At 66.6% G+C, this 18,863-nt stretch carries 16 protein-coding genes; 7 read left to right on the top strand and 9 right to left on the bottom strand.

What is annotated here, in order from left to right; genetic code table 11:
- Complete coding sequence (locus tag I3J27_RS06480; protein WP_270166634.1) at positions 1 to 1,197, top strand: acyl-CoA dehydrogenase family protein; 1,197 nt, start codon at positions 1 to 3, stop codon at positions 1,195 to 1,197.
- A gap of 110 nt (positions 1,198 to 1,307) precedes the next feature.
- On the opposite strand, the gene I3J27_RS06475 is transcribed toward I3J27_RS06480, so the two are convergent.
- The 3 genes from I3J27_RS06475 to I3J27_RS06465 all read right to left on the bottom strand — a co-directional run bounded on the left by I3J27_RS06475 (position 1,308) and on the right by I3J27_RS06465 (position 5,785).
- On the bottom strand, positions 1,308 to 3,632 hold the full coding sequence (locus I3J27_RS06475; RefSeq protein ID WP_270166632.1) for a xanthine dehydrogenase family protein molybdopterin-binding subunit: 2,325 nt from the start codon (positions 3,630 to 3,632) through the stop codon (positions 1,308 to 1,310).
- A 248-nt stretch (positions 3,633 to 3,880) separates the two neighbouring features.
- Positions 3,881 to 4,756 (bottom strand): dihydrodipicolinate synthase family protein, encoded by an 876-nt coding sequence (locus I3J27_RS06470; RefSeq protein WP_270166630.1) that lies wholly within the window; start codon positions 4,754 to 4,756, stop codon positions 3,881 to 3,883.
- A gap of 63 nt (positions 4,757 to 4,819) precedes the next feature.
- A complete protein-coding gene (locus I3J27_RS06465) occupies positions 4,820 to 5,785 on the bottom strand; it encodes a VOC family protein (protein ID WP_270166628.1) in 966 nt (321 codons plus the stop codon).
- A gap of 182 nt (positions 5,786 to 5,967) precedes the next feature.
- On the opposite strand from I3J27_RS06465, the gene I3J27_RS06460 reads away from it, so the two are divergent.
- A complete protein-coding gene (locus I3J27_RS06460) occupies positions 5,968 to 6,834 on the top strand; it encodes a S1C family serine protease (protein WP_270166626.1) in 867 nt (288 codons plus the stop codon).
- Positions 6,831 to 7,202: a response regulator transcription factor gene (locus tag I3J27_RS06455; RefSeq protein WP_270166624.1), complete on the top strand. Its 372-nt coding sequence runs from the start codon at positions 6,831 to 6,833 to the stop codon at positions 7,200 to 7,202. Before I3J27_RS06460 ends, I3J27_RS06455 begins: the two co-directional genes overlap by 4 nt.
- Here the strand turns inward: I3J27_RS06455 and I3J27_RS06450 are convergent.
- From I3J27_RS06450 to I3J27_RS06435, 4 genes are all read right to left on the bottom strand, one after another.
- Positions 7,197 to 8,267, bottom strand: coding sequence for a sensor histidine kinase (locus tag I3J27_RS06450; RefSeq protein ID WP_270166622.1), 1,071 nt, complete (start codon positions 8,265 to 8,267; stop codon positions 7,197 to 7,199). The genes I3J27_RS06455 and I3J27_RS06450 overlap by 6 nt on opposite strands.
- Complete coding sequence (locus I3J27_RS06445; protein ID WP_270166620.1) at positions 8,254 to 8,946, bottom strand: response regulator transcription factor; 693 nt, start codon at positions 8,944 to 8,946, stop codon at positions 8,254 to 8,256. Before I3J27_RS06445 ends, I3J27_RS06450 begins: the two co-directional genes overlap by 14 nt.
- Positions 8,947 to 9,046: 100 nt before the next feature.
- Complete coding sequence (locus tag I3J27_RS06440) at positions 9,047 to 9,520, bottom strand: hypothetical protein (protein ID WP_270166618.1); 474 nt, start codon at positions 9,518 to 9,520, stop codon at positions 9,047 to 9,049.
- Positions 9,521 to 9,858: 338 nt separating this feature from the next.
- The gene (locus tag I3J27_RS06435; protein ID WP_270166615.1) at positions 9,859 to 12,195 is read right to left on the bottom strand and encodes a Tex family protein; all 2,337 of its coding nucleotides are present in this window, start codon (positions 12,193 to 12,195) and stop codon (positions 9,859 to 9,861) included.
- A 248-nt stretch (positions 12,196 to 12,443) separates the two neighbouring features.
- Here I3J27_RS06435 and atzD point away from each other — a divergent pair, with 248 nt between their 5' ends.
- The gene (gene atzD / locus I3J27_RS06430) at positions 12,444 to 13,553 is read left to right on the top strand and encodes a cyanuric acid amidohydrolase (RefSeq protein WP_270166613.1); all 1,110 of its coding nucleotides are present in this window, start codon (positions 12,444 to 12,446) and stop codon (positions 13,551 to 13,553) included.
- A gap of 128 nt (positions 13,554 to 13,681) precedes the next feature.
- Entirely contained in the window at positions 13,682 to 15,151 is a 1,470-nt protein-coding gene (locus I3J27_RS06425) for an amidase (protein ID WP_270166611.1), read from the top strand.
- A 178-nt stretch (positions 15,152 to 15,329) separates the two neighbouring features.
- Here the strand turns inward: I3J27_RS06425 and I3J27_RS06420 are convergent, their stop codons facing one another.
- Positions 15,330 to 15,650 (bottom strand): hypothetical protein, encoded by a 321-nt coding sequence (locus I3J27_RS06420; protein WP_270166609.1) that lies wholly within the window; start codon positions 15,648 to 15,650, stop codon positions 15,330 to 15,332.
- A gap of 126 nt (positions 15,651 to 15,776) precedes the next feature.
- Between I3J27_RS06420 and I3J27_RS06415 the strand changes: the two genes are divergently transcribed.
- On the top strand, positions 15,777 to 16,685 hold the full coding sequence (locus tag I3J27_RS06415) for a PaaI family thioesterase (RefSeq protein ID WP_270166607.1): 909 nt from the start codon (positions 15,777 to 15,779) through the stop codon (positions 16,683 to 16,685).
- A gap of 67 nt (positions 16,686 to 16,752) precedes the next feature.
- Positions 16,753 to 17,118, top strand: a complete 366-nt coding sequence (locus I3J27_RS06410; RefSeq protein ID WP_270166591.1) for a hypothetical protein — start codon at positions 16,753 to 16,755, stop codon at positions 17,116 to 17,118.
- Here the strand turns inward: I3J27_RS06410 and poxB are convergent.
- The gene (poxB, locus tag I3J27_RS06405; protein ID WP_270166589.1) at positions 17,115 to 18,851 is read right to left on the bottom strand and encodes a ubiquinone-dependent pyruvate dehydrogenase; all 1,737 of its coding nucleotides are present in this window, start codon (positions 18,849 to 18,851) and stop codon (positions 17,115 to 17,117) included. The two genes, I3J27_RS06410 and poxB, sit on opposite strands and share 4 nt — an antisense overlap.
- Positions 18,852 to 18,863: the final 12 nt, after the last annotated feature.

Below are 18,863 nucleotides of genomic sequence, written 5' to 3'. Positions count from 1 at the left end.
ATGGACCTGTCGTTCAACACTGAGGAGCGCGCCTTCCAGGATGAGGTGCGCGGCTTCATTGCGAAAAATCTCACCGAGGAGATGAAGCGCGCGACCGCGCTGACGCCGTCCGTTTTCTCCGACCCCGACATCGGCATGGCCTGGCAGCGCGCGCTGCACCGGCAGGGTTGGGGCGCGCCGGGCTGGCCGGTCGAGCATGGCGGCCCGGACTGGACGCCGGCGCAGCGCTGGATCTTCGAGACCGAAAGCGCGCGGGCCGGCGTGCCCAACGTCAACGTGATGGGCGTCAAGATGGTCGGGCCCGTCATCATCGGCTTCGGCTCGCCCGAGCAGAAGAATTTTTATTTGCCGCGGATTCTCTCCGGCGAGGACTATTGGTGCCAGGGTTATTCCGAACCGGGCTCCGGCTCCGACCTTTCATCACTCAAGACGCGCGCCGTGCGCGACGGTGACGACTACGTCATCAATGGCACCAAGATCTGGACCACGCATGCCCACCACGCCAACCGCATGTTCGCGCTGGTGCGCACCAGCGACGGGCCGCGGCAGCAGGACGGCATCAGCTTCATCCTGATCGACATGAAGACGCCGGGGATCACCACGCGCCCCATCCTCACCATCGGCGGCGACCACGAGGTCAACCAGGTGTTCTTCGACGACGTCCGCGTGCCCGTCGCCAACCGCGTCGGCGAGGAAGGCAAGGGCTGGACCTACGGCAAATATCTGCTCGAGTTCGAGCGCGGCTCCGGCATTGCGTCCGCAAAGCTGCGCGAGGGATTGAAGGCGATCGCGGAACTCGCCGAGTCGGACCTGACGGGGCGCGCGATCGACAGCCCCGACATCGCGACGCGCATCTCCGAGGTCGAGGTCGATATCGACGCGCTGGAGATGACCGAGCTGCGCGTGCTCTCGGCGCTGCAGACCGGGCAGAATCCCGGCGCGGTGTCGTCGATCCTGAAGCTGCGCAACAGCGAGATCCGGCAGGCCGTGACGCGGCTGGGTGTCGACGTGATCGGCCACGATGCTCTCGCGGTCGAACCGATGCGTCCGCTCTACAAGCTCAACCACGAGCCAGCGTTGCCTGAGGACATGCTGACGGTGGTGCCGGAATATCTCAACGGGCGCGCCTACACGATCTTCGGCGGCACGTCGGAGATCCAGCGCGATATCATCGCGAAGATGATGCTGGGGATTTAGCTCTCTCATCCGTCATTGCGAGGAGCCCTTGCGACGAAGCAATCCAGTATCTTTCCGCGGAGAGAATCTGGATTGCTTCGCTGCACTCGCAATGACGGTGTCTCTGAAGCTCAGCCCGCCACCTTCGCCTCCCTGATCGCCTGCCAGATCTTCTGCGGCGTCAGGGGCGTGTTGAGCTGGGTGATGCCGAGCTCGGCGAGCGCGTCCATCACGCCGTTGGTGACGCAGGGCGGGCCGCCGATCGCGCCGGACTCGCCGCAACCCTTGGCGCCGAGCGGATTGGTGCGGCATGGCGCGGAATCGTCCAGCGTCACCACGATCGGCGGCACGTCGTCGGCGCGCGGGATGCAGTAGTCCTGGTAGCTGGCGGTGAGGAGCTGGCCATCGGCATCGTACGAGACGCCTTCGTACAGCGCCTGGCCGATACCCTGCGCGACCCCGCCATGGATCTGGCCGGTGACCAGCATCGGGTTCACGGCAACGCCGACGTCATCGACGGTGGTGTAGCGCACGACCTTGGAGACACCGGTCTCCGGGTCGATCTCGACCTCGCAGATATGGGTGCCGTTCGGCCAGCTCGGACCATCGACCTCGCCTTCGGAATCGACACTGAGCTTGGCGCCGCTCTCCTTCTCGGCGAGATCGAACAGGCTGATGCGGCGGTCGGTGCCGACCACGGTGAGCATGCCGCCCTGATATTCGATGTCCTCGACCGAGGTCTCCAGCACGTTCGCGGCCTTCTCGCGCGCCTTCTGGATCAGATCGTTGGAGGAGACCGCGACCGCCGTGCCGCCGACGAACAGCGAGCGCGAGCCGACGCTGCCGAAGCCCATGGCGAGATCGGTGTCGCCCTGCACGACGTCGATCTTGTCCATGGCGATGCCGAGCGTGTCGGAGATCATCTGGGTGTAGGTGGTCTGCAAGCCCTGCCCCATCGCCATGGTGCCGGAATGCAGCACGACGCGGCCCTGCGACGTCGCGTGCAGGCTGACCTTCTCGGTGTGGGCGCGGCCGCCGGTCCATTCGATGTAGGATGTGAGACCGCGGCCGTAGAGCAGGCCCTTCTTCTTCGCGGCCTTCTTGCGCGCGGCAAAGCCGTCCCAGTCCGCCAACTTCACCGCGCGGTCGAGCATGTGGGCGAAGGCGCCGGAATCGTAAACCTGTCCGGCGGCGTTGGTGTAGGGCAGCTGCGCCGGCTTGATGTAATTGGCTTTGCGGATCGCACGCGGATCCATGCCGATCTTTCGCGCGGCAGCGTCGAACAGGCGCTCGACGATGAAGACGGCCTCGGGGCGGCCCGCGCCGCGATAGGCGCCGACCGGCGCGGTGTGCGTCATCACCGACTGCACCTCGAAATGCACCAGCGGCAGATCGTAGACGCCGGTCTGCACGAACGGTCCCAGCACCAGCGGGATGATATTGGCCGCGCCCGAGGAATAGGCGCCGGTGCAGCCGATCGACTTGACGCGATAGGCCAGCACCTTGCCCTTCTCGTCCAGCGCGAAAGACGCGGTCGAGGTGAGATCGCGGCCGTGGGTGCCGCCGACGAATTCGTCGGTGCGGTCGCCGCGCCAGCGGATCTTCTTGTTCAGCTTGGTTGCCGCGTAAGCGACGATGCCGTCTTCCGGATAGAGATTGGTCTTCTGGCCGAAGCCGCCGCCGATGTCACCGACCAGCACACGCACACTGTCCTTCGGACGCTTGAGCACGGCTTCCGCGAGCACGTCGCGGGTCGAGGCCGGGGTCTGCGACTGCACGTGCAGGAGAAGACGACCGGTCTTCTTGTCGATCTCGGCAATGGTCGAGCGCGGCTCCATCGCAGAGGGCACGAGGCGCTGGCTGACGATGTCGAGATCGACCGTGTGCGCGGCCCTGGCAAACGCCTCGTCCACCTTGGCGGCATCGCCGTAAGCCATCGCACCGACGATGTTGTCGGGCGCCTCGGGCCACACCACGGGCGCGCCCGGCTTGACGGCTTCGACCGGATCGACCACCGCCGGCTGCACGTCGTATTCGACCACGATGGCCTCGGCCGCGCTCTGCGCCTCGCTGCGCGAGGCGGCGACCACGGCGGCGACCGCTTCGCCGGCATAGCGCACGATGTCATGGGCGAGCAGGCGGCGCGGCGGCACCGTCATCGGCTTGCCGTCGGGGCGCTTGAAGATGCTCAAGGTCGGGATGCTGCCGATATCGTCCTTGACGAGGTCCGCGCCGGTGTAGATCGCGGTGACACCGGGCATCGACGCCGCAGCGCTGGTGTCGATCGAAACGATCTTGGCGTGGGCGTGCGGCGAGCGCAGCACATGCAACCACAGCGCGCCCTCCTCCGGCTTGTCGTCGATGAACTGCCCCTTCCCGGTGAGCAGCCGCTGGTCTTCCAAACGCTTGACGGGCTGGCCCGCTCCGAAACGCAAATTGCCGGGAAGAATGTTCATTCCGTGGGGTCCTCTAAGCCTCAAAGTGCGGCCGCCTTTTAGCGGATCGAGGCATGCGAGGCCAGCCGCGGATTTGGGCGGTATATCCACGATTTCGGCATGCCGTCCCGTTAATCCGCGATTCCGTAGGGTGGGCAAAGGCGCGCTTGCGCCGTGCCCACCATCGCTCAACGGACGCGATCAGGATGGTGGGCACGCTCTCGCTTTGCCCACCCTACGGCACTGATCGTGTCGAGGATGATCGCTCGCTAATCCAGCTCCCGCAGCGCCGCTTCCACGACCTTGCGCGCATCGGCCGTCAGCGGGGCCTGCGGCGGGACGGGGTCGCCGACATCGTAGCCCTGGATCGCCAGCCCCGCCTTGATGCAGGCGGCGAGGTTGAAGCGAGCGAAGGCCTCGTTGATCCGCCACAGCCGGCGCTGGAGCACTATGGCCTCGTCCCAGCGGCCGGCTTTGCAGAGATCGTAGAGCGCGACGCTCTGGCGCGGGATGATGCAGGCAGGTCCCGCCATCCAGCCGAGCCCGCCGATCAGCATCACCGCCGCCGGGATATGGGCGGAGGCCGAGAACACGCGCAGAGCGTCGCCGCAGCGGTTCATGATCGAGAGCAGCCGGCCGGTATTGGTCGAGGCGTCCTTGATGTAACCGATGCGCGGATGCTCGGCGAGGCGTGCGATGGTGTCGAGGGTCAGATCGGAACGCTGGAATTGCGGATTGGTGTAGATGACGACGGGAATGTCCACGGCGTCGGCGATGCTGCGGAAGTAGGATTCGACCTGGGCGTCAGCGAGCGGGAAATAAGCCTCCAAGATCGCCAGAATGCCGTCGGCACCACACTTCTGATAGGCCCTCGCCTGCGCCACCGCGTCCGCCGTCGAGGTGGAGGCAACGCCGGCCACGACCGGCACGCGACCCTTCGCGGCCTCGATCGTGGCCTGCACGACCGCGGCGCGCTGCGCAGCATTGAGATAGGCGAACTCGCCGGTCGAACCCAGCGGCGTCAGGCCGTGCACGCCGGCGCCGATCAGATCGTCACAAAGCTTTGCAAGCACGTTCGTGCGCACCGCGCCGTCGGCATCGACGGGCGAGACGAGATAGGGGAAGACGCCGTGGAAGTCGGTCATGTCAGGTGTGCCCCGGAAAACTGGCGAGCGCCTGACAGGTCTTAGCAATGCCTGCGCCGGCGATCAAACCTTGAGCAGCCGCACCCGCGTGCCCCAGGGATCCAGGGCCTCCACGCCGTTGTCGATCACCGTGACTTTCGCGCCGCCCTTGCGCAGGCGCTCTTCCTGCGCGGCGAGCAGTTCCGGCTTCGCCATGACCAGCGAGAACCAGGCGAGGCCTGTCGTCTGATCGTCGCGCTGGCCGGCGCCCTGGCTCTGCCAGACGTTCATGCCGAGGTGATGGTGATAGCGCCCCGACGACAGGAACGCAGCGCCATTGCGGCTGCGGGTCGGGTCGAGGCCGATCGTGCCGTGGTAAAAACTCTGCGCCTGCGCGAGATCGCCGACGCGCAGATGCATGTGGCCGACGCGCAGACCGTCCGGCGCCTTGGCATAATCGGCCACGCGCGTGTTGGTCAGCGACAGCAGGTCGGGGATGTTGAGCTCGTCGGTCGCCATCTTCACGCTGCCCTCGCTCCACTGCCATTGCGAGGGATCGCGGTCGGCATAGACCTCGATGCCGTTGTCTTCGGGGTCGTCGAGATAGACGGATTCGCTGACGAGATGATCGGCGAAGCCCGACAGCTTCACGCGATGCGAGGCCGCGTGCACCAGCCAGCGCGCGAGGTCCTTGCGCGTCGGCATCAGGAAGGCGGTGTGGTAGAGCCCGGCAGCGTTGCGCGGCTCGATGGCGGCATCGGGACGGGCTTCCAGCACCAGCAGCGCGATGCCTGAGGTGCCGAGCCTGGCGGCCGTCGGCGAGCGCTCCATCACGGTGAGGCCGATCACGTCGCGGTAGTAGTCGGACACCTTGTCGAGATTCTTCACCCGCAGCGTCACCATGCCGACCCGCATCGGCGTGCGGCTGGCATAGGTCGGCCCGCCGCCTTGCGGCGTGCCCTCGGCACGCGCGGCAGCGGCGGCGGCCATGGCGAGCGAGGTCGCTCCGGCGAGTTGGAGCAGGGTCCGGCGGGTGAGGTCGATGGTCATCGGTCGGGGCTCGCTAGAAACGTTTGGGACCGTAAGGCGCAATTTGGGGATTGCTACACGTTCCCGTGAGGGGCTCCCAATCACATGTTCGTCGGGCCGTGGTCCTCCGGCGGACTGGCCACCCGGCCAGTTTCACAATTGTCCGGGACATCCCAGATTGTGGATAGCTTAAGGAGCCTTCCATGACCGACTTCACTCCTCTCACCTCATTGTCGTCCGCGCTCGCGGATGTCGTGGCGCGCATCGCGCCGTCCGTCGTCTCCGTGCACTCGCATCGCTCCCGTGCCACCGGCTTCGTCTGGAAACCCGGCCTGATCGTCACCGCCGACGAGGCGCTGGCCGACGAGGGTGACGTCGAGATCAGCCTGCCCGACGGCAGCCGAGCGACCGCCACCATCGCCGGCCGCGACCATACGACCGACATCGCGCTGCTGCGCACGGATGCCGGTCTCGCGCCGGTCAAGCTGGCCGCGACCGTCCCCGCCCTCGGCACCTTGTCGGTCGTCGTCGCCACCGATCGCGACGTGCCGAGCGCGGCGCTCGGCATGGTGTCGGTATCAGGCAACAGCTGGCGTTCCTTGCGCGGCGGCGACATCGACGCGCGGATCGAGCTCGACGTTCGGCTGCGCTTCAGCCAGCAGGGCGGCCTCGCGCTCGATGCATCGGGCGACGCCTTCGGCATGGCCGTGCTCGGCCCGCGGCGCGTGCTGGTGATCCCGACGGCGACGATCGAGCGCGTCGCGGCGCAGCTGGAGACGCGCGGCCGCATCGCCCGCGGCTATCTCGGCCTCGGGCTCCAGCCGGTGCGGCTCGACGACGGCGTCGGCGCGATGGTGATGAATGTCGACAAGGCCGGCCCCTCGGCCGCGGCCGGCATCCGCCAGGGCGACGTGATCGTGGCGGTCAACGACCAGAAACTGTCAGGCGTACGCGCGCTGTCGCGGACGCTGGGGCCGGCGAGCGTCGGCGCGGTGGTCGAGGTCGCGGCGCGCCGTGGCGGCGAGCCTGTCAGCTTCAAGGTCACGGTCGGCGAGAGGCCGGAGGCGTGAGCGAGGACAACGCGCCCGAGGTCGTGCTCGCCCTGGAGATCGACGATCCCGCGCTGGCCGACCGCCTCGCGACGCTGCTCGGCAGTGTCGCGGGGCTTCGCCTCGCCACACCCGGCGAGACCGCCACGGCGACGATCATCGCCCGCGATCCGCGCGCCAGACCTGAAGACATCGCGCTGACGCAGCGCGAGCTCGACGTGCTGGCGCTGATGGCCGAGGGCGCCTCCAACAAGATGATCGCGCGCCAGCTCGGCATCTCCGTGCACACCGTGAAATTCCACGTCGGCTCGCTGCTCGACAAGCTGGATGCCACCGGCCGCACCGATGCGGTCGCGCATGCCGCGCGCCGCGGCGTCATCGAGCTATGAGGTCGCCGGAAAACTGAGCCGGACCGTAAGGCCCGGCGCATTGTCGTGCAGCGCGATCCCGGCGCCATGGAGGCCGGCAACGGCCGCGACCAGACTCAAGCCCAGGCCGTTGCCCGGGGTATAGCGGCTCTGTTCGAGCCGGTAGAATCGTTTGAAAACGTGGTCGCGCTGGTCGGCTGGAATGCCGGCGCCGTCGTCGGCGATCTCGATCACCGGGCCGCTATCGGTGCTGCGGCAGGTCACCGTCACCTGCCCGCCGGCGCGGCCGTGCTTGATTGCGTTGTCGACGAGATTGGCGATGGCATCGAACAGCAGGTCGCGATCCCCCGTGATCGCCACCTCGCGGTCGCCGGCAAGACTGAGCCGCGTCGCAACTTGCTCAGCCGCAGCGTCGTAGAGCTCGACGACTTCCTCCGCGATCTCGGCGAGGTCGAGCACGCGAAACGCGCTCCGCCGGGCGCGGGTCTCGATCTCCGAGATCCGCGTGATGGAGGCGAACATGCCGAGCACGGCGTCGAGATCGGCGATGGTGTCGCCGATCAGCCCGGCATCGGCCTCGCCGTTGCGCTCGTGGTGATAGGCCTTCTCCAGCCGGCCGCGCATGCGCGTCAGCGGGGTGCGCAGATCATGGGCGACATTGTCGCTGACCTGCTTGACCTCGCCCATCAGCGTCTCGATGCGGTCGAGCATCTGGTTGAGGTTCTCGGCCACGCGGTCCCATTCGTCATGGCTGCCGCGCAGGGGAATGCGCCGGTCGAGGCCGGAGAGCATGATGGCGCGGCTGGTGGCGTTGATCTCCTCGATCCGCCCGACCGTTCGCCGCGTCACCAGCACCGCCGCAAGCCCGGCCAGCACCAGCATCAGGACGGCAATCGCGGCCATCGCGAGCTCGATCATCGCGGTAAAACCGCTGTGATCGCCGGCATCGCCGACCCGGCTCTCCACATAGGCGATCGTGCCGAAATAGACATAGGCCATGATCGCCACGACGATCAGACCGAACGCCGCGATCGCGATCAGCGCCAGGCGGAAGGTCGAGGAGCGAAGCGTCTTAGCCAGGAGCACGGAGGCAATATCCGATGCCGCGGATGGTGTGGATCAGCGGATAGGCCTGGGCGTCGTCGACCTTGCGGCGGACGCGCCCGACATAGACGTCGATGATGTTGGTGGAGGGATCGAAATGCAGGTCCCAGACATGCTGGAGCAGCATCGCACGGGAGATGACCCGTCCCTCGTTGCGGGCGAGATATTCGAGCAGTTGAAACTCGCGCGGCAGCAAGGGAATTTTCCGGCCACGCCGGCTCGCATTGCGCGCGATCAGGTCGATGGCGAGATCGCCGACCCGCAGGATCGTTTCCTTGGCGACGGTCTCGCTGCGGCGGCCAAGTGCCTCCAGGCGTGCCAGCAGTTCGACGAAGGAGAACGGCTTGACGAGATAATCGTCGCCTCCGGCGCGCAGGCCGCGTACGCGGTCATCGACTTCGCCGAGCGCCGAGATGATCAGGAACGGCGCCGCGATGCCGTCGTCGCGCAACTGACGCATCACGGTGATGCCGTCGATGTCGGGCAGCATGCGGTCGATGGTGATGACGGCATAGTCGCGGGCGGCGCCGTGGCTCAGGGCCTCGCGCCCCGTCGCGGCGAGGTCGACCTCATAGCCTGAGGTAGTCAGTTCCTCGACGAGCTGGCCTGCGGTTTCCGGATCGTCCTCGACGACCAGGATGCGGCGGTGACCTCCGGTCATGCAAAACTCCGCGCGACAATCGCCACCAGACTATCCCGTTCCGGGGCGAGGCGGAACAGCCCGATGGCGATCGCGACAATGGTGCGGTACGGCGATGCGACTACCAGTAGTCTCCGCACACATTGACCCATTGCCATCCATAGGGCGTCAAGCTCCTGCGCCAGCAACCGTCGTCGTAATTGTTGTAATAATTGGCGTAGTAAGGCGCGCCGAAGACGGCGAAACGACGGAAATGATGGTGGTGGAAGCCGTGGTGGCCGTGCCAGCCTGCGCCGGCGAAGCGCGGCCCGATCGCCGCATGCGCGAAGCGCGCCCCGCCGAAGGCAGGTCCACCGACATGGGCGAAGCGCGCGCCGCCCATGCCACCGACATGCATTCCGCCTCCGCGCATCCCGCCACCGAAGCCGCCTGCATGCATGCCGCCGCCACCGAAATGCCCGCCACCGCCGAAATGTCCGCCGCCGCCGTGACCGCCACCGCCGCCGCCGCCGCCACGGGCGAGCACCGGTGAAGCGACCGCCATCACAGCGGCGATCGTCGCCGCGGTGAGGCCCTTGAGAAGCCTGTTGTTCATCGAAGCATCCTCCTTGCCGTGCGACGGTCTCCGCGCCGCACGAGGACGACCAGATGAGGAGAACGGGCTTTTTCCTTCAACTTACAAATGCGCCAGATTCTGACGCGGAAGTTAGGGAGGCGGAGCTCTATCGCTCCCTCGCCCCGTTCTTACGGGGAGAGGGTGGGGTGAGGGGCTGTGTCCGCGAAGACGATTTGAATTGGAGGCGGATGTCCAGCGCGCAATCATCCTACGCGCCGGATAGACTTCCATCTCAGCAACGTAGTGCCCTGCCCCTCACCCGGATCGCTGACGCGATCCGACCTCTCCCCGCAGAAGGGCGGGGAGAGGTTAAGACCTCACGCCCGCTTGCCGTTGTTCTTTTCGGCGGCACGGCGCAGCGCTTCGGCAAGCGCTCCGCCGCCGGACGATTCCTCCTTGCGCGGTGCCGAGGAGGTCATGCGGGCGGGGTTGCGCGCGCTGTTGTCGCGCTGCATGCCGGGGGCGTCCTTCTTGGCACCGACCTCGTCATCGAGGCGCAGCGTCAGCGAGATGCGCTTGCGGGCGACCTCGAAGTCCAGCACCTTCACCTTGACGATGTCGCCGGGCTTCACCACCTCGCGCGGATCCTTGATGTAGGTCCTGGACATCGCCGAAATGTGCACGAGGCCGTCCTGGTGCACGCCGATGTCGACGAAGGCGCCGAACGCGGCGACGTTGGTCACCGTGCCCTCGAGGATCATGCCCTTCTTGAGGTGCTTGATCTCCTCGACGCCTTCCATGAACACGGCGGCCTTGAACGCCGGGCGGGGATCGCGGCCGGGCTTTTCCAGCTCGCGCAGAATGTCGGTGACGGTCGGCAGACCGAACGTCTCGTCGACGAAATCTTTCGGCTTCAGCGTACGCACGATCTCGCTGCTGCCGATCAGCGCCTTGATGTCGCTCTTGGTGGCCGCGAGAATCCGGCGCACCACGGGATAGGCTTCCGGATGCACGCCGGAGGCATCGAGCGGGTCTTCGCCGCCGAGGATGCGCAGGAAGCCCGCGCATTGCTCGAACGCTTTCGGCCCGAGCCGCGGCACCTCCTTGAGCGCCTTGCGCGACTTGAACGGGCCGTTGGCGTCGCGGTGCGCCACGATGCTCGAGGCAAGGCCGGAGCCGACGCCCGACACGCGGGCGAGCAGCGGTGCCGAGGCGGTGTTGACGTCGACGCCGACCGCGTTCACGCAGTCTTCGACCACGGCATCAAGCGACTTGGCGAGCTTGGCCTGGCCGAGATCATGCTGATACTGGCCGACGCCGATCGCCTTGGGTTCGATCTTGACCAGCTCGGCGAGCGGATCCTGGAGCCGCCGCGCGATCGAGACCGCGCCGCGCAGCGTGACGTCGAGGCCCGGCAATTCCTCCGAGGCGAAGGCGGAGGCCGAATAGACCGACGCGCCGGCTTCCGAGACCACGATCTTGGTCATCTTCAGCTCGGCGAGGCCCTTGACGAGATCGCCGGCGAGCTTGTCGGTCTCGCGCGAGGCGGTGCCGTTGCCGATCGCAATCAGCTCGACGCGATGCTTCAATGCCAGCTTGCCCAGGATCGCAAGCGACTCGTTCCACTGCCGCTGCGGCTCGTGCGGATAGATCACGGCGGTATCGACGACCTTGCCGGTCGCGTCAGTGACGGCGACCTTGACGCCGGTGCGGTAGCCGGGATCGAGACCCATGGTGACGCGGGTGCCGGCAGGTGCGGCGAGCAGGAGGTCGCGCAGATTGGAGGCGAACACGCGCACAGCTTCGGTCTCGGCCGCGTTCCACAGCCGCATGCGCAGGTCGATGTTCAGATGCACCTGGATCTTGGTGCGCCAGGCCCAGCGCACGGTGTCGATCAGCCAGCGATCGCCGGCGCGCTTGAGGTCGGCGATGCCGAACCGCTTCATGATCTTCAATTCATACGCGCTCGGCACGCCCGGCGGCGGCGCTTCGGCCTCCGCCTGGATCTGGAGATCGAGGATCTCTTCCTTCTCGCCGCGGAACATCGCGAGGATGCGGTGCGAGGGCAGCTTGGTCAGCGGCTCCGAGAACTCGAAATAGTCGGCGAACTTCTCGCCCTCGGTCTTCTTGCCGTCGCGCACCTTGGAAGCCATGCGCGCATTGGTCCACATCTCCTCGCGCAACGCGCCGATCAAATCGGCGTCCTCGTCGAAGCGCTCGACCAGGATGGCGCGGGCGCCGTCGAGCGCGGCTGCGGCATCCGCAACGCCCTTCTCGGCATTGATGAAACCTTCGGCGACGACCTTCGGGTCGTTGCCGGGCTCCGCCAACAGCTGGTTGGCGAGCGGCTCGAGGCCGGCTTCCTTGGCAATCTCGGCCTTGGTGCGGCGCTTCGGCTTGAACGGCAGATAGATGTCTTCGAGGCGCGCCTTGCTGTCGGCGGCGAGAATCGAGGCTTCCAGCGCGGCATCGAGCTTGCCCTGCTCGCGAACCGATTCGAGGATGGCCTTGCGGCGGTCTTCGAGCTCGCGCAGGTAACCCAGGCGCTCCTCCAGGGTGCGCAATTGCGCGTCGTCGAGCGCACCGGTCGCTTCCTTGCGGTAGCGCGCGATGAAGGGAACCGTGGCGCCGCCGTCGAGCAGCGTCACCGTCGCCTCGACCTGCTCCGCCCGGACCCCAAGCTCCTGCGCAATTTTCTGGTTGATATTTGCCACGCGAGAATCCCTCTATCCAAGCACGCGACGCGGGGGCGAACCACCGGCAGCGGGACGCCGCTTATGGACCAACCGAGGTTGATTCATCAAGGTGCGGCGCGCAACCGTCGACAGAGGATTTTTTGTTGAACCGATGCGATCTCGCCACAATCTTGCGGGTGCCAACGCACCGCTTGTGGCTTGACAGAGGCCGCTGTTCCACGGCTGGTGGACCCGCCGGACCACCGAACTGCATATGAGGACCAGTCATGCGCACCACATCGGTCGGCGTCTTCAAGGTCGCCACCAACGGCCCTGGCGACGTCTCCGGCCTGATGGCCATGATCAACTCCGGCGCGATCGATCCCACATCGATCCTGGCCATCCTCGGCAAGACCGAGGGCAATGGCGGCGTCAACGATTTCACCCGGGAATATGCCGTCGCGGCGTTGTGCACGGCGCTGGCGCCGCGGCTTGATCTGTCCGCGGAAGCAGTCGAGCAGCGCATCGCCTTCGTGATGTCGGGCGGCACCGAGGGCGTGCTCAGCCCGCATATCACGGTGTTCACGCGCGGCGAGGCCGAGCGGCCGGCAGGCCTGTCCGGCAAGCGGCTGAGCATCGGCATGGCGCACACGCGCGATTTCCTGCCTGAAGAGCTCGGCCGCTCCGCTCAGATCACGGAGACGGCGAAGGCCGTCAAGACCGCGATGGATGACGCCGGCATCACCGATCCCACTGATGTTCATTTCGCGCAGATCAAATGCCCGCTGCTCACCAGCGATCGCGTCGCGGCGGCGGGCGCGCGCGGCAACAAGACGGCCACGACCAGCGCCTACAGCTCGATGGCCTATTCGCGCGGCGCCTCCGCGCTCGGCGTTGCGGTCCCGCTCGGCGAGATCGCCTCTGACATCCGCGATCAAGACGTGCTGCACCGCTACGACCTGTTCTCGAAGGTCGCCTCGACCTCGTCCGGCATCGAGCTGATGCACAACGTCGTCATCGTGCTCGGCAACTCCGCTTCATCGGCAAGCAGGTTCGAGATCGGACACGCCGTGATGGACGACGCGATCGATGCCCCGGCGGTGGTGTCGGCGCTGAAGAGTGTTGGGCTAGGTGTTGCGCCACACACCGCCGCGGGCCGGGAGCTCGTCAACATCTTCGCCAAGGCCGAGGCCTCGCCTGATGGCAGCGTGCGCGGCTTCCGTCACACCATGCTCGAAGATACCGACATCAGCTCGACACGCCACGCCCGCGCCGCCGTCGGCGGCCTGATCGCAGGCCTTGCCGGCACCGGGGCGGTCTACGTCTCCGGTGGCGCCGAGCACCAGGGGCCAGCCGGCGGTGGGCCGGTTGCAGTCATCGCACGACTGTCGGATTGATACGGCCGGAATTTCTGCGCCTCGCGACCTCTCCGCCCGGCGCAACCCTGCCCCTCGCACCGGCTCAGTTGATAAACGCGGGCCCTTGCGAAAAAGGTGACGCCGCACCTTAAGGGGATTTGGATTTCATGACTTTGCCGATGAGCTGGAATGAATGGGCGCAACACGATGGCGTTGGCCTCGCGGCACGCGTCCGTAACGGCGATCTGACGGCGAAGGAATTGGCGCGCCAGGCCGCCGCCGGCGTCGCCAAGGTCGATCCGGCGCTGTCGGGCGTGGTCGAGCTGTTCGAGGACGTGATCGCCGATCCCGCCAAGGACGGCGCCAATCTCGCCGGCCCGTTCGCCGGCCTGCCCTTCCTGATGAAGGACCTCGGGCCGACCATGAAGGGCCGGCTCCAGGAGATGGGCTCGCTGCTGATGCGCGGCAATCGCGCCGGCGCCGACACGTTCCTGACCGGTAAGCTCCGCCAGGCGGGACTGAATCTGATCGGCCGCACCACGACGCCGGAATTCGGCGTGTGCAGCTCGGCCGACAATCCCGCCGTCTATGTGACGCGCAATCCGTGGAATACCGACTACACCACCTGCGGTTCATCTGCCGGCAGCGCGGCCATGGTCGCCGCCGGCGTGGTGCCGATCGCGCATGCCACCGACGGCGGCGGCTCGATCCGCATTCCCGCCGGGGTCAACGGCAATATCGGGCTGAAGGTCTCGCGCGGCGTGTTCTCGCTGGCGCCGCACATGTCCGACCTCACCGGTCTCGTCTCGATCCAGGGCTGCCAGTCGCGCTCGGTGCGCGACACTGCCGCCTTCGTCGACCACGCCCGCGGTCCTGCGCCCGGCGAGTTCATGCCGTTCTGGACCACGGCGCAGCCCTATTCCGAGATGATCAAGCGCGATCCGTCAAAACTTCGCATCGCGCTGTCGCACACATGGGGCGACTACACCGCGACGCCTGAGATCGCGGCCGAGCTGGAGAAGACCGGCCGCTTCCTCGAAGGCCTCGGCCATCACGTCGATTACGCGCTGCCCGAGCTCGACTTCCGCGCTGCGTTCGAGGCGCAGACCACCTGCTACATCAGCAATTTTGCGGTGGTGATCTCCAACATGCTCGCCGCGCGCGGACTGGACAAGCCGCCGGAAGATCTGATCGAGCCGATGAACATCCGGATCTGGGAGGCCGGACGGCATACCAGCTTCGCCGAGCGCGCCAAGATGCAGGGCGTATTCAATACGACCTCGCGCGGCTTCGGCGCGTTCTTCGAGCAGTGGGACGTGATCCTGACGCCGATCACCGCGCTGCCGACGCCGAAGGTCGGCACAAGAGAATATCTCACCATCTCCGACAATCCCGATGTGCTCGACTGGTTCGGCAATCTCTGGCGCTTCTTCGCCTTCACCCCGCTCGCCAATCTCTGCGGCATGCCCGCGATCTCGATGCCGATGGCCGCGCAGGAGCACGGCCTGCCGCTCGGCATCCAGGCGATCGCCAAGCAGGCCAATGACGGCCTCCTGCTGCAACTCGCCGCCCAGATCGAGCGCGCGCTGGACGGCAAGTGGAACGGCGGCAAGAAGCCGAAGGTGCATGTGAGCTGAGTCGGAAATATTCGTTTGGAGGGGCCCGCGCTTGCGGCCATCCTTCGAGGCGCCCGCCGTTGGCGGGCCCTCAGGATGAGATCTTGTTTCGCGGCGAGACCTTAGACCCTCATGGTGAGGAGCGCCGCCTCGCGGCGCGTCTCGAACCATGAAGGCCGACGCGATCGCACCCCCGGCCTCAATTCTTCACCGCCGGAATCTCCTCCGTCGCCGGCTGCTGCTGGCCCTGCTTGTACATCGCCAGCGCCTTGTCGAGCGCTTCGCGCAGCGCCAGCGCCGCGGCTACGCTGCAACGTAAATGCGCGGTCTGGACCACGTCGACCCTGACGGCGGCGCCGACCGGCATCAACAGGTTGGCGGCGAGCTCGATCTGGATCGCACCGTTGTGATGGCCGAAGCAGGATGCGCCGTCGAAATAGATGATCGGCGCCCGCTCCGAGCTCGAGCTCGAAATGGTGACGGGCCCCTGATTGGTGGCGGGCGTTTCGGGGTCGGCCATGGGCACTCCTTACGGCTAGTCGACGGACGAAGCGCACACCATCGTTGCTTCGGCCGGCCCTGTCGAGGCCAAACAGGCCGTATTCGAGGTTTTGCGCGACGCCCGACACTGGTCTAGAACGTTGCCATGTCCAACTCTCCGACCACGCTCCCGTTCGAGGAACTCGCCGAGGCGATCAAGGACCGTCGCTCCGATTACGGCCATATCAGCGGGCTCCAGCTCGACCGCTTTGCGCCCTGCGAGGCCTGGTCCAGCCTGCCCTACCGGCCCGTCTTCGTCGGTGACACCGAGACCGGCGTGCTGCATGGCGGCGTCGTCACCGCGATGCTGGACGAGAGCTGCGGCATGGCGGTGCAACTCGCGCTCGACGGCACGCGCGCGATCGCAACCCTCGATCTGCGGATCGACTATCAGAAGCCGGCAACGCCGGGCCTCGACATCAAGGCGCATTCGGTGTGCTATCGCACCACGCGATCGATCGCGTTCGTGCGCTCGACCGCCTATCAGGACTCCGAGGACGATCCGGTCGCGACCGCGACCGCCTGTTTCATGATCGGCGCCAACCGCACCAACATGCTCGCCGACCGCAGGATGGATTCGCGCAGCATCCCGACGCTGGAGGCGCCTGACGATCCGGACGGCCCGTTCGCGAACAGCCCGTTCGCGCGCTGCCTCGGCATCCGCATCAACGACGACGGCACGCTGACGATGCCGTTCTCGCCAAAGATCATCGGCAATCCGATCCTGCCCGCGATCCATGGCGGCATGACCGGCGCCTTCCTCGAGACCACCGCGATCATCGGCGTCAGGCGCGAGCTCGGCATCGCCGCGTTGCCGAAGCCGATCGGACTGACCGTCAATTATCTGCGCTCCGGCCGCGCGCTCGACACCTTCGCCAACGTCTCGATCGTGAAGCAGGGCCGGCGCATCGTCGCCTTCGAGGCACGCGCCTGGCAGGACAATGCGAACAAGCCGATCGCCACCGCCTTCGGCCATTTCATGCTGCGGCCGACGCCTGGAAGTGACGAGGAATAGGCGTATTTTACTTGACGGCCAGGGGGCCGGGCACAACGATAGCACGTTCCCTGCGAGAGGTACTCTGTTGCGGCATCCGCTCGACATCGTCGCCATGTTCGCCGCGCTCTGGCTGCTGGCATCGATGGTGCTCGACGCGTTGACGCCGAAGGAGCTGACGGCGGTGATGATCGGCATTGCGATCGGGCCCGCCATCGTCATCACCGCCGTGTTCTATTATCTGCGCTGCCCGCGCCTGGATTTCGTGGTGATGTTCGCGGCGCTCTGGCTGATCTCCGACATCGCCATCGCCTTCATCTCGCCGGCGCAGCTGCCGCATTTCCTGATCGCGCTCGGCTTCGTCCCGGCCCTGCTGATCGGCATCGTGCTGCACTGGCAACGCTTCCAGCGCCGCCACGAACGGCTGCCTGTGCCGTCGGTGAAGCGGGGTTAACGCGGCAGCAGGTTCGTCTTGGCGAGATCGAGCACCTCGTCGCCCCGGCCGTTCATCACGGCACGCAGGACCCAGAGGCTGAAGCCCTTGATCTGCTCGGGCGTAATGGTCGGCGGCATCGACAGCTCCTGTTTGGCGGTGACGACGTCGAGCAGCGCCGGTCCGTTATGCGCCAGCATCTCCTCCATGGCGCCGGGGAGCTCGCCGGGATCCTCGACGCGTTTGGCGAAGATGCCCATCACGCGCGCCATCGCCGCGAAATCGGGGTTTTCCAGATCGACATTGGTGTCGACGAAGCCCGCCGCCTTCATCTCCAGCGCAACGAAGCCGAGCACGCCATTGTTGAAGACGACCACCTTCACCGGCAGCTTCATCTGCGTCAGCGTGATGAGGTCGCCCATCAGCATGGTGAAGCCGCCGTCGCCCGAGAGCGAGATCACCTGGCGCCCGGGCTGCGCAGCCTGCGCACCGATCGCCTGCGGCATCGCGTTGGCCATCGAGCCGTGCACGAAGGAGCCGATCAGCCGGCGGCGGCCGTTCATGTCGAGATAGCGCGCGGCCCACACCGTGGGCGTGCCGACATCGGCGGTGAACACGGCGTCGTCGGAGGCGTGATCGCTGATGACTTTTGCCAGATATTGCGGATGGATCGGTTTGCTGCCGGGCGTGCCCTTGGCGAGCGAGTCGAGCCCTTCGCGCGCCTTCCTGTAATGCGCGATGGCATCGTCGAGATGCTTGCGCTGCGTCTTGGTCTTCAGCAACGGCAGCAGCGCCTCGATGGTGAGCTTGACGTCGCCGACGAGGCCGAGATCGATCCTGCACCGCCGCCCCAGATTTTCCGGGCGGATGTCGATCTGGGCAACCTTCGCATCAGTCGGGAAGAACTGCTTGTAGGGAAAATCGGTACCAAGCATCACCAGCGCGTCGCAGGCGTGCATGGCGGCGTAGCCCGAGGAAAAGCCGATGAAGCCGGTCATGCCGACGTCATAGGGGTTGTCGTACTCGACATGCTCCTTGCCGCCCAGCGCATGCACGATCGGGCTCTTGAGGCTTTCTGCGAGCTGCATCAGCGGCGCATGCGCACCTGCGCAGCCGCGGCCACAGAACAGCGTGATGCGTTCGGCGCCGTTGAGGAGATCCGCGAGCGCCTCCAGCTCATCGGCCTGCGGGACTACTTTCGGCGCCGACAGCGCGAGCCCGCGCGTGGTCGACAGCGCGCGCTTCGGCGGGCTGCGGAAGGCGACATCGCCGGGCATGGCAACGACCGCAACGCCGCGCAGGCCCACGGCCGCGCGGATCGCGTTCTCCAGCACGAACGGAAGCTGGCTCGGGTCGGAGACCAGCTCGCAATAATGGCTGCACTCGCGAAACAGGTTTTGTGGATGGGTTTCCTGGAAATAGCCGCCGCCGATTTCGGCCGACGGGATCTGCGCCGCGATCGCCAGCACGGGAACGCGGCTGCGATGCGCGTCGAACAGGCCGTTGATCAGGTGCAGATTGCCCGGACCGCAGGAACCCGCGCAGACCGCAAGGCTACCCGTCATCTCGGCTTCGCCGGCAGCGGCGAACGCCGCCACTTCCTCGTGCCGGACATGGATCCATTCGATGGTGCCGCGACGGCGCAGCGCCTCGGTGATCGCGTTCAGGCTGTCGCCGACGATGCCGTAGATGCGCTTGACGCCGGCCTGTTCGAGCGTTGCCACGAACAGATCGGCCACGTTGTTGATCGCCATGTCGGTCTCCTG

Origin of the sequence: Bradyrhizobium xenonodulans (assembly GCF_027594865.1) — a bacterium.
Lineage (GTDB): Bacteria > Pseudomonadota > Alphaproteobacteria > Rhizobiales > Xanthobacteraceae > Bradyrhizobium > Bradyrhizobium xenonodulans.
Note: the sequence above shows the minus strand (reverse complement) of the source record. Positions and strands in the feature narration are given on the sequence as shown.